The 9,955-nt window shown below is 73.8% G+C and carries 12 protein-coding genes and 1 pseudogene; 8 read left to right on the forward strand and 5 right to left on the reverse strand.

The annotated features are described in order from the left end of the window. The 3 genes from ACWJ6R_RS21950 to ACWJ6R_RS21960 all read left to right on the forward strand — a co-directional run. Positions 1–340 (forward strand): zinc ribbon domain-containing protein (locus ACWJ6R_RS21950; RefSeq protein ID WP_449064035.1); only part of this gene is annotated, 340 nt, incomplete at its 5' end. A 343-nt stretch (positions 341–683) separates the two neighbouring features. Then, on the forward strand, positions 684–1,382 hold the full coding sequence (locus tag ACWJ6R_RS21955) for a hypothetical protein (RefSeq protein ID WP_449064036.1): 699 nt from the start codon (positions 684–686) through the stop codon (positions 1,380–1,382). After that, complete coding sequence (locus ACWJ6R_RS21960; RefSeq protein ID WP_449064037.1) at positions 1,343–2,155, forward strand: hypothetical protein; 813 nt, start codon at positions 1,343–1,345, stop codon at positions 2,153–2,155. Before ACWJ6R_RS21955 ends, ACWJ6R_RS21960 begins: the two co-directional genes overlap by 40 nt. A gap of 51 nt (positions 2,156–2,206) precedes the next feature. Here the strand turns inward: ACWJ6R_RS21960 and ACWJ6R_RS21965 are convergent, their stop codons facing one another. The 4 genes from ACWJ6R_RS21965 to ACWJ6R_RS21980 all read right to left on the reverse strand — a co-directional run bounded on the left by ACWJ6R_RS21965 (position 2,207) and on the right by ACWJ6R_RS21980 (position 5,313). Next, positions 2,207–2,938 carry an energy-coupling factor ABC transporter ATP-binding protein gene (locus tag ACWJ6R_RS21965; RefSeq protein ID WP_449064038.1) on the reverse strand — a complete coding sequence of 244 codons (732 nt, stop codon included), beginning with the start codon at positions 2,936–2,938 and terminating at the stop codon, positions 2,207–2,209. Continuing rightward, the gene (gene cbiQ / locus ACWJ6R_RS21970) at positions 2,935–3,699 is read right to left on the reverse strand and encodes a cobalt ECF transporter T component CbiQ (RefSeq protein ID WP_449064039.1); all 765 of its coding nucleotides are present in this window, start codon (positions 3,697–3,699) and stop codon (positions 2,935–2,937) included. Before cbiQ ends, ACWJ6R_RS21965 begins: the two co-directional genes overlap by 4 nt. A gap of 40 nt (positions 3,700–3,739) precedes the next feature. Continuing rightward, positions 3,740–4,828: an energy-coupling factor ABC transporter permease gene (locus ACWJ6R_RS21975; RefSeq protein ID WP_449064040.1), complete on the reverse strand. Its 1,089-nt coding sequence runs from the start codon at positions 4,826–4,828 to the stop codon at positions 3,740–3,742. A gap of 68 nt (positions 4,829–4,896) precedes the next feature. Further along, positions 4,897–5,313, reverse strand: a complete 417-nt coding sequence (locus ACWJ6R_RS21980; protein ID WP_449064041.1) for a hypothetical protein — start codon at positions 5,311–5,313, stop codon at positions 4,897–4,899. 230 nt (positions 5,314–5,543) lie between these two features. On the opposite strand from ACWJ6R_RS21980, the gene efp reads away from it, so the two are divergent. The 5 genes from efp (at position 5,544) to ACWJ6R_RS22005 (ending at position 9,222) form a co-directional block, all read left to right on the forward strand. Continuing rightward, positions 5,544–6,104: an elongation factor P gene (efp, locus tag ACWJ6R_RS21985; protein WP_068894172.1), complete on the forward strand. Its 561-nt coding sequence runs from the start codon at positions 5,544–5,546 to the stop codon at positions 6,102–6,104. Further along, positions 6,104–6,514, forward strand: a complete 411-nt coding sequence (gene nusB, locus ACWJ6R_RS21990) for a transcription antitermination factor NusB (RefSeq protein WP_449064042.1) — start codon at positions 6,104–6,106, stop codon at positions 6,512–6,514. Before efp ends, nusB begins: the two co-directional genes overlap by 1 nt. A gap of 121 nt (positions 6,515–6,635) precedes the next feature. Then, on the forward strand, positions 6,636–7,394 hold the full coding sequence (locus ACWJ6R_RS21995; protein ID WP_449064043.1) for a class I SAM-dependent methyltransferase: 759 nt from the start codon (positions 6,636–6,638) through the stop codon (positions 7,392–7,394). A gap of 37 nt (positions 7,395–7,431) precedes the next feature. Continuing rightward, on the forward strand, positions 7,432–8,664 hold the full coding sequence (gene dinB, locus ACWJ6R_RS22000) for a DNA polymerase IV (RefSeq protein WP_449064044.1): 1,233 nt from the start codon (positions 7,432–7,434) through the stop codon (positions 8,662–8,664). 153 nt (positions 8,665–8,817) lie between these two features. Next, the gene (locus ACWJ6R_RS22005) at positions 8,818–9,222 is read left to right on the forward strand and encodes a DUF3040 domain-containing protein (protein ID WP_068894447.1); all 405 of its coding nucleotides are present in this window, start codon (positions 8,818–8,820) and stop codon (positions 9,220–9,222) included. Positions 9,223–9,499: 277 nt separating this feature from the next. On the opposite strand, the pseudogene ACWJ6R_RS22010 reads toward ACWJ6R_RS22005, so the two are convergent. Next, a pseudogene (locus ACWJ6R_RS22010) lies at positions 9,500–9,955 on the reverse strand (transglutaminase domain-containing protein); the annotation flags it as partial.

Consider the following 9,955-nt stretch of genomic DNA (forward strand, 5'->3'; position numbering starts at 1 on the left):
GGACAAGGGCTGGTACGGGCTGGAGGTCGCGGTGCGCGCCAAGGCCCGCTGCACCCGCAGCGTCATCGACAAGGTTCCGGCCGCGTACACGTCCCAGACGTGCTCGGTTCCGGCCTGCGGGCGGGTGGATGCGAAGAGCCGCGAGAGCCAAGCGCTCTTCCGCTGCACCGCCTGCGGGCACACCGAGCACGCCGACGTGAACGCGGCGAAATACATCAAAATCAGAGGACAGGCGGCCGGGCCGGTCGTCTCAGGGCGTGGAGACTCAGGGGTTGCCCGGGTCGGCGAAGCGTCAAGCACCCGTTCCACAGCGCGCGGCGCGCCGTGCGTTGCCGCGTGAGCGGCACGGGAATCCCCGTCCCTTTCAGGGCGGGGAGCAGGTCAATTGGGCATCACCCCTGGCGTGCTCATGCGGCCCGGTGATCCCTCGTTCGGCATCGAGGAGGGACGTTCCACCCGGCACACCCGAAAAGCAACATACCCTCCCGGGTCATCGGAGGAATCGCACCCAGGGCCTTCCCTGCCGCCCATGCGGCCCCTCGCGCACCGGGCCGCTCACCGCACCGGACGGAAAGCGCTGTCCATCGACCCGGAGGAAAGTCCTTCCCGCAACGATTGGCCGAAAACGGTCATAGGTGATCGGATGTATGCGGGTTTTATGGCTTATGTGTTTATCTGAGGCAATGAGGTTCACCGGAAGCCCCGAACCTGAACGGCTCGACGCGGACGGGTGCGCCCGCCTGCTCGACATCCCGCAGAGCCGGACGCGGCGGGCGGTGGACGAGGGCCGGTTCGCCAGGCTCGCGGGATACGACGCCCGCGGCCGGCCGTACTGGCACGCGGAGGACGTGTACCGGTGGGCGGCGCGGGCCCTCCCCGAGCTCCGCGACCGCGTCCCGATCGGCTACTGGCCCGCGGCCGGCAGGCCGGCGCGCTACCTCGGCACGGAGACCGTCGTGGACTGGTCGGACCGCTCCGCGACGGCGCTGGGCTGGCAGACCGCGGCCGGGCCGGTGTGGGTGGTGTGGGACCACCCCCTCGGCGGAGACGACACACTGGCCGAGGCCGCCCGGAGGCTCCCGTCCGCCGCCGCGATCACCGCGGTGGGGGGCGACTTCGGCTTCGACGGCCCCGCGCTGCGCGGGATCCTGCCCGCCCTCCCCGACCTCGTCTACGAAGTGCCCTGGTCCGCGCTGTCGCGGGCGGTGGGCGCGCCCGTCCCCTTCTGGCCGTTCGAACTGCGCGTCCCCGAGCTGCTGAAGGCCTGGCATCCGGGCGCCCGCCCGTCACGGCTCCGGCCGTACCCGTTCAGAACCATATCCCGGCGCTCTGCCTGGCCTCCGTGGTCGAGCCGGGCAGCCCGGCCCAGCGGGTGCTGCTGAACCTGGCCCGGATCTGGCAGCATCGCGCCGCCGAGGCGGCCGCGCGGGACCTGGAGACCCTCGACCGGATCCAGACCCCCGGGACCACGGTGGTGGCCGCCGTCCCGCTCCCCGTTCCCGCGGCCGTGCCGGACGACGTGGACCGCTCCGTCCGGCGCGCCGGATGGCTGGAGATCCTCTCCCGCGACGACGTGCTCGCCGCCGCCTGCGTGCGCCAGGCCATGCTGTGGGACGGCGGCGCCGACTTCCCCTTCGGCAACCCCGAGACCGTGGAGCCCGACAGCGCGCCGGGCGCCGAGTGGACCCAGCGGCTGGTCCCCGCGCGCCGGACCGCCGCCTTCACGCTGCTGGACCCGGACCGGTCGGGGATCGAGACGCTGCTCGACCCCGAGACCGACGCGCCCGTCATCCGCACCGGCAACGGGACGCTGCACGTCGCCGTCCCCCAGCGGCTGCCCGCCACCAGCCCTCTGGCCGAGGTGGTCCTGGACTCCCCCGTCTGGGTGCGGACCCGGGACGGCGTGCTCTACCCCGCGCCCATGGACCGGCGCCAGAGGCTGAGCTGGGGCTACCGGGGCTCCGGCGCGTCCGCCCTGGCCCTGCTGGCCGACCGGCTCCTCGCCGACGTCAACGCCCTGGCCCCCGAGGGCGGAGAGCCGGCGCCCCGGGGCCTGGAGGAGCTCATGGCGACGGGCTGGCCCCGCGGCACGGTCCTGACCCGGGACCTGCTGGAGGCCGCCAGGGCGGGCCGGCCGTACGCCGGGCCGGCCTGAGCCCGGGCCGGCCTGAGCCCGGGCCGTGCCTCACCCGGAGGCCGGCGCGCCTCAGGCGACGGTGAAGCCGTACGGGAGCTCCAGCCGGTGCGCGGCCAGCAGCTCGGCGTCGGCCAGCAGCTCCCGGGTCGGCCCGTCGGCGGCGATCACCCCGCCGGACAGGATGAGCGAGCGCTCGCACAGCTCCAGGGCGTAGGGGAGGTCGTGGGTGACCATCAGCACGGTCACGTCGAGGCTCCGCAGGATCTCGGCGAGCTCGCGGCGCGAGGCCGGGTCGAGGTTGGACGACGGCTCGTCCAGCACCAGGATCTCCGGCTCCATGGCCAGCACGGTCGCCACCGCCACCCTGCGGCGCTGGCCGAAGGACAGGTGGTGCGGGGGACGGTCGATCGCCTCCAGCATGCCGACCTTCTCCAGCGCGTCCTTGACCCGCTGCTGGAGTTCCTCTCCCCGGATCCCCAGGTTGGCGGGGCCGAAGGCGACGTCCTCGCGGACGGTCGGCATGAAGAGCTGGTCGTCGGGGTCCTGGAAGACGAGTCCGACCCTGCGCCGGATCTCCAGCAGGGAGTCCTTGCCCACCGGGAGCCCGGCCACGGTCACCGTGCCGTGCCCGGCGGTCAGGATGCCGTTGAGGTGCAGGACCAGGGTGGTCTTGCCCGCGCCGTTCGGCCCGAGCAGCGCGACCCGCTCCCCGCGCTCCACCCGCAGGTCCACGCCGAACAGGGCCTGCGTCCCGTCCGGGTAGGCGTAGGCGAGCCGGCTCACCTCCAGCGACGCCGTCATGCCATCCCCCAGTTGCCGAGCAGCGCCACCAGCGCCGCGCCCGGCAGCATAGCCGCGACGAGCCACTGCCGCGCCGACGCGGCCAGGTCGACGACGACCGGCAGGGAACCGGTGTAGCCGCGGCTCAGCATGGCCAGGTGGACCCGTTCGCCCCGCTCGTAGGAGCGGATGAACAGCGCCCCCGCCGACCGGGCGACCACCGGCAGGTGCCGGACGTCCCGGGCGGCGAATCCCCGCGACTCCCTGGCCACCCGCATCCGGCGCATCTCGCCCGCGACCACGTCCATGTAGCGGAGCATGAACATGGCGATCTGCACCAGCAGCGACGGCAGCCGCAGCCGCTGCGCGCCCAGCAGCATCAGCCTCGGCTCGGTGGTGGCCGCCAGCAGGACGCTCGCGGACACCCCCAGCGTGGCCTTGGCCAGGATGTTCCACGCGGCCCACAGGCCCGGCACGCTGAGCGAGAGCCCCGCGACCGCCATCCGCTCCCCCGTCCCGATGAACGGGATCGCCACCGCGAACAGCACGAACGGGATCTCGACCGCCATCCGGCGGAGCACGAAGCCCGGCGGGATCCGCGCGGCCAGGGCGACCCCCGCCAGCAGCAGCGCGTACGCCCCGAACGCGGCGAACCACTCGCGCGGCGTGGCCACCACGGTCAGCGCGAACGCGGCGACCGCGGCGAGTTTGCACTGCGGCGGCAGCCGGTGGACGAGCGTGTCGCCCGGCCGGTGCAGCCGGTGGCCGTGGCCCGCGCTCACCGGGGGCGGCTTCCGGGCGCCGCCCGCCGTACGGCGGGCATCAGGCTGCGGTCCCGCCGGTCCCGCCGACCTTGGCGGCCTCGACGGACCCGCCGGTCTCGACGGCCTCGCGGGTCCCGTCCGGCGTGCCGTCCTTCCGGCGGCGCGCGGCGTACGCGACGGCTCCCGCGACGAGGATCGTGATCCCGACCCCGAGGAGCCCCGCGACCCCGACCGGGACGCCGCCCACGTCGCCGTAGTCGGCCAGCGCCCACGACCCGAGCGCGTGGTCGGTGGCCTGGCCGAGGAAGCCCTCGTCCTCGGCGACCCTCTCCAGCCCGTCCGGGTCGCCGGAGGCGAAGAAGGAGACGACCCCGGCGAGCAGCAGCGTGACGCCGACGCCCGCCAGCAGGAACGGCCGCGCCGGGCGCGGGGAGGCGGCCGGCGCCGGGGCCTGCGGAGCCACCGTGCTCTCGCCGCCGGGACCGCGCAGCACCAGCGGGGCGGCCAGGCCGCGCGCGCCGTACACCAGGTCGGGGCGGGCGGCGAGCACGGTGCCGACGGTGACCGCGGTGATCAGGCCCTCGCCGATGCCGATGAGCACGTGCACGCCGCCCATCGCGGCGGCGACCGTGCCGATCTCGACGGGCGCGGTGCCGCCGACCCAGAACAGCAGCGTGAAGGCCAGCGCGGAGGCGGGCACCGAGACCAGCGCGGCGGCGAACGAGGCCGCGGTGATCACGGCGCGGCCGTGCAGGCTCCGGGTGATCAACCGGAAGACGCCCCAGCCGACCAGGACGGTGACCAGGCCCATGAGCGTGATGTTGACGCCCAGCGCGGTCAGGCCGCCGTCGGCGAAGAAGAAGCCCTGCACGAGCAGGACCACCGCCATGCACAGCACCGCGGTGTACGGCCCGACGAGTATCGCGGCCAGGGCCCCGCCGAGGAGGTGGCCGCTGGTTCCCGCGGCGACCGGGAAGTTCAGCATCTGGACGGCGAAGACGAACGCCGCCACCAGGCCCGCCATCGGAGCGGTCCGGTCGTCGAGCTCGCGGCGGGCGCCGCGCAGGCAGACCGCGACCCCGGCGGCCGCGACCGCCGCCGCCGAGACCGACACGGCCGCGTTGAAGAAACCGTCAGGAACGTGCACGACAAGCCTCCGATGGGCGGATTTGCTCTCACCCTAAGCCATCGGCTTGTTATTGCAACATTCAGGCATTAACGAAGCATGCGCCGGAGCAGGGTGTGCAGCGGAACCGCCCTGACCACCACGCTGAGCCGCCCCTTGCCCGCCGTGCCGTACGGCTTGGCGGTCCGCCGGACCGTCCCGCGCCACCACGTGCGCGCCGGGGCGATGAGCTCCGCGGCCGCCTCGACGCGGAAGCGCACCGGGGGACCGCCCAGGTCCAGCTCCAGATAGGCGTCCCAGGTCCCGGCCGTCAGCCGCCCGGCCGCCTGCCGTACGGTGAACCCGCCGTCCGGCCCGGTCGCGACCGGCGCGTACACCTCGCGTCCGGAGTGCCGGTCCCGCCACACCAGCCGCCGTACGGCCCGCGTCCCGGCCGGGGCGCGGGCGTTCCGGCGGGTGCGGGACCCGGGGGCCTTCCCGCGGAACCGGAGCGCGGGCGCGGGCACGGTAGACTAGACGATCGAGTTCCGATCACCGATCCGCCCCCGGGTCCGCCGCAGGGACAGGGCCCGCGGGGGACCCCGCAGAGTCTCTGAGGGGACCCTGCGGGGACAAGGTGCTCAGGGCGCCCCCGCAGGGGAGGCGCCCATGACGCGTGAGGACGGACCGGAGCTCCCCACACCGGACGACCAAAGAGCTGCTTGTCCCCAAGAGCGGCCGTACGCAGGAGAAACCAGTGGCGACGACGAACGACCTCAAGAACGGTCTCGTGCTCAAGCTCGAGGGCGGTGAGCTCTGGACGGTTGTGGAGTTCCAGCACGTCAAGCCCGGCAAGGGCGGCGCGTTCGTTCGCACCAAGCTCAAGAACGTGATGTCCGGCAAGGTCGTCGACAAGACCTTCAACGCCGGCGTCAAGGTCGAGGTGGCCAACGTCGACAAGCGCGAGATGCAGTTCTCCTACATGGACGGCGAAGAGTTCGTCTTCATGGACACCGAGACCTACGACATGCTCCACGTCTCGCGCACCGCGGTCGGCGACGCCGCCAACTACCTGCTGGAGAACATGCTCGCCACCGTGGCGATCAACGAGGGCAACGTGCTCTACGTCGACCTCCCCGCGGCCGTCGAGCTCACCATCGCCGAGACCGAGCCGGGCCTGCAGGGTGACCGCTCCACCGGCGGCACCAAGCCCGCCAAGCTGGAGACCGGCGCGGAGATCAAGGTCCCGCTGTTCATCACCACCGGCGAGAAGGTCAAGGTCGACACCCGCACCGGCGATTACCTCGGCCGCGCCTGATGTCGGCACGCGGTAAGGCGCGCAGGCGCGCGCTGGACGTCCTGTTCGAAGCCGAGGCGCGCGGTGAGGACCCGCTCCGGGTGCTCGCCGAGCGGCTGGAGCGGGCCGACCCGCCGGTCAACGAGTACACCGCGACGATCGTCGAGGGCGTGTGCCGGCACCGGTCGCGCATCGACGAGCTGATCACCACCTACGCCGAGGGCTGGACGCTCGACCGCATGCCCGCGGTCGACCGCAACCTGCTGCGCGGCGGCACCTACGAGCTGCTCTGGATGCCCGACGTCCCCGAGGGCGTCGTCATCAGCGAGTGGGTCGGCCTGGCCTCCGAGCTGTCGACGGACGAGTCGCCGCAGTTCGTCAACGGCCTGCTGGCCCGGTTCAAGCAGCTCAAGCCCTCTCTGGCACTGTAGGTTCCGCGGCCCGCGGAGGGTCTCGCCCCTTCCTGCGGACGGGCGGGCACCCGGGCGCGTCGCCCGTTCCACCGGCGCGGCGTAGGCTGGGCTCGTCACCGACGAAGGAGGCGATCGGAAGTTGCATGCCGTAGGCACCTCGCGGCAGCCCGGGGCTCCGGCGGTCCGCACCGCCGTCATCTGGGACGTCCTGCGGGCGGCGCTGGCCGATCGCGTGGCCGAGGCCGGCCGTGACCGCCTCGACATCGTCGACGCCGGGGGCGGCACCGGGGGCTTCGCCGTGCCGCTCGCCGCGCTCGGGCACGCCGTCACGGTCGTGGACCCCAGCCCCGACTCGCTGGCGGCGCTGGAGCGCCGCGCCGCCGAGGCGGGAGTGGGCGTCCGCGCGCTGCAGGGGGACGCGGCGGACCTGGGGGACCTCCTCCCGGCCGGCGGCGCCGACCTGGTGCTCTGCCACAGCGTGCTGGAGTACGTCGAGGACCCCGGCGGGGCGCTGGCCGCCATGGCCCGCCTGCTGCGGGAGGGCGGCCTGGTCAGCGTGCTGGCCGCCAACCCGCTGGCGGCCGTGCTGCACCGCTCCGTCTCCGGCCGGTTCGACGAGGCCCTGCAGGTCCTCGGCGACCCCGAGGGCCGCTGGGGCGACCGCGACCCCACACCCCGGCGCTTCACCCGGGAGTCGCTGGTGCGGCTCCTCGGCGCCTCGGGTCTGCGGCCGGGCGAGGTCCACGGGGTGCGGATCTTCGCCGACCTCGTGCCGAGCAGGCTGATCGACGGCGAGCCCGGCGCGGCCGGAGCGCTGATCGCCCTGGAGCAGGCCGCGGCCGAGCATCCGGTCCTGCGGGACATCGCCTCCCAGCTGCACATCCTCGGCCACCGATGAGGCCCGCCCCGAACGGGTGTTCCCATAGGATGGCGCCGTGTCGAGGAAACAGCAGGTTCCCCGTCCCGGTTCCGACCTGGGCGGGGACGACAGCGGCTGCCCGATCCTCCACGCCGACATGGACGCCTTCTTCGCGAGCGTCGAGCTGCGGGAGCGGCCCGAGCTCGCCGGCACGCCCGTCATCATCGGCGCGCCCGGCCCGCGCGGCGTCGTCCTCAGCGCCACCTACGAGGCGAGGAGGTACGGCGTGCACTCGGCGATGCCCATGACGCGGGCCAGGCGGCTCTGCCCGCGGGCCACGGTCATCCCGCCGAGCCACGGCAAGTACTCCGAGGTGTCCCGGGGCGTCATGGAGATCTTCCGGAGCTTCACCCCCGAAGTGGAGCCGATAGCCTCCGACGAGGCCTTCCTGGACGTCTCGGGGGCGCGCCGGCGGCTCGGTCCGCCGGCCGGGATCGCCGCGATGATCCGCGAGCGGGTCGCCGCCGAGCACGGCGTCACCTGCTCGGTCGGGGTGGCGAGCAGCAAGTTCGTGGCCAAGCTCGCCTCGCAGCACTGCAAGCCCGACGGGCTGTTCGTCGTGCCCGCCGACCGGGTGGTGGACTTCCTGCACCCGCTGCCGGTGGCGGCCCTGTGGGGCGTGGGGGAGCGCACGGAGCGCTCCCTGGCGCGGCTCGGCGTCAGGACCGTCGGCGACCTCGCCAGGACGCCGGTCGAGACCCTCCAGCGCGAGCTGGGCCGGGCCTCCGGCGCGCATCTGGCCGAGCTGGCCTGGGGCCGCGACGACCGGCGGGTGACCCCGAACGCGCCCGACAAGAGCATCGGCGCGGAGGAGACCTTCGCCGCGGACGTGGACGACCCGGTGGAGATCCGCAGGGAGCTGCTCCGGCTGTCGGAGCGGGTCGCCGCCAGGCTCAGGGAGGGCGGCCACGCCGGCCGCACGGTCAGCGTCAAGCTCCGCCGAGCCGACTTCAGCACGCTCTCCCGGTCCCGGACCCTGGCCGAGCCCACCGACGTCGCCCGGGAGCTCTACTCCGTCGCCTGCGACCTGTACGCCGCCTCCGGCCTGGAGGGGACCCTGATCCGCCTGGTCGGGGTCCGGGTGGAGAACCTGCTTCCCGCCGACGGGGCTCCCCGGCAGCTCGCCCTCGGCGAGCGGGAGACGGGCTGGCGGGAGGCCGAGCGGGCGATGGACCGGGCGGCGCGGAGGTTCGGCCGCGACGCGGTGCTCCCCGCCTCGCTCGTCCGCATCCGATCCGAGGAGGAATAGCCGTGATCGCACCTCCGGTTTGGACTACGTTGGACGTTTTCTTTCGTCTACGTCTACAGCCTCGTATTCTGGGGATAACCGACCGCGAGGTTCGGACACCCCGTGTCGTCCGTCACCGTTTTCCCCGTCCTGGGGCTGTCCTTGGGAGGCGCCGTGCCGCTCTCTGAGCACGAGCAGCGCCTGCTCGACCAGATCGAGCAGGCCCTCTACGCCGAGGACCCGAAGTGGGCCAATACCGTAAGGATCAGTGATCCGCGCAGTCACTACAAGCGGCGTCTGGTGAAGGCCTCCATCGGCTTCGTCCTCGGCGTCGTCCTGTTGATGGTCGGCGTTGTGATCAACCTCATCCCCCTCGGCGTCGGCGGTTTCGTGGTCATGCTCGCCGCGTGCTTGTGGGGTCTGTCCAGTTGGAAGCGGATGAACGGGTTCGGTGAGGGCTCATCGTCCCCGGCTCCCCGCGGTCAGCGAGGAGGCAAGGCGGCGGGCCGCGGCGGCTCCCGCCAGAGCTTCATGGAGCGGATGGAAGAGCGCTGGCGCCGTCGCCACGACGAGCGCTGACTCTCCCCGCCTTTTCCGCGGGTCAGCGGATGAGCCGCCCTCCACGGGGCGGCTCACCGCTCGTCCGGCGCCTCCGCGCGCCCCGGCGGCTCGGTGACGGTCCCGTCGTGTCGTGATGCCGTTGTGACGCCGCGATTCCCGATCCGGTCCCGGACGATCCGGCCCCGGAGCAGGATCCCGTCCCAGGCGGGCGGGCCACAGGGTTCCTCCGGTCCCCGGCACGGGAGCGGCCCGGCGCGCGCCGGGGCCCTTCCCCTGTCACTTGCCGTGCCTTGCGTCAGGCGTCCCGGCGGGCCGGGAGCCTGAGCCGGATGTTGCCGAGCCGGTCGAAACCGTCGAGCGCCCGCGCCCCCGCCGCCCGGATCCGCAGCAGCGTGGACGGGGGGAGCAGGACGGCCCGGATCCGCCTTCCGCGTGACACGGTGGCGGCCAGGGCGCGCCGGACCCGCCGGACGTCCTCGCTCATGGGTCCGGTCGCGCCGGGTGTCCTGGCGAAGAGCAGGCGCTCCACCGCAGCGGCGATCCTCGTCACCGAAGCCGTCGCCTCCGCGTCGAACCCGTACTGCCGCGCCAGGCGCCGGGCCAGCGCCCGCGGGCTCTCACTCGCCTCCCTGGCCATGCCGTAGTCGCACAGGGCGTCGTCGAGGTCTGCCCAGGCCGCGGCCACCGCCGCCTCCGCCGTCCTCCCGTGCTCGGCTCTGGCCGCCGTGACGCCGGCCGGTGCCGTCATCGA

Source organism: Planomonospora algeriensis (assembly GCF_977012225.1).

Coding starts and splice junctions, on each gene's coding strand:
- ACWJ6R_RS21955 (WP_449064036.1), top strand. CDS start 684: ATGAGGTTCACCGGAAGCCCCGAACCTGAACGGCTCGACGCGGACGGG.
- ACWJ6R_RS21965 (WP_449064038.1), bottom strand. CDS start 2,938: ATGACGGCGTCGCTGGAGGTGAGCCGGCTCGCCTACGCCTACCCGGAC.
- nusB (WP_449064042.1), top strand. CDS start 6,104: ATGTCGGCACGCGGTAAGGCGCGCAGGCGCGCGCTGGACGTCCTGTTC.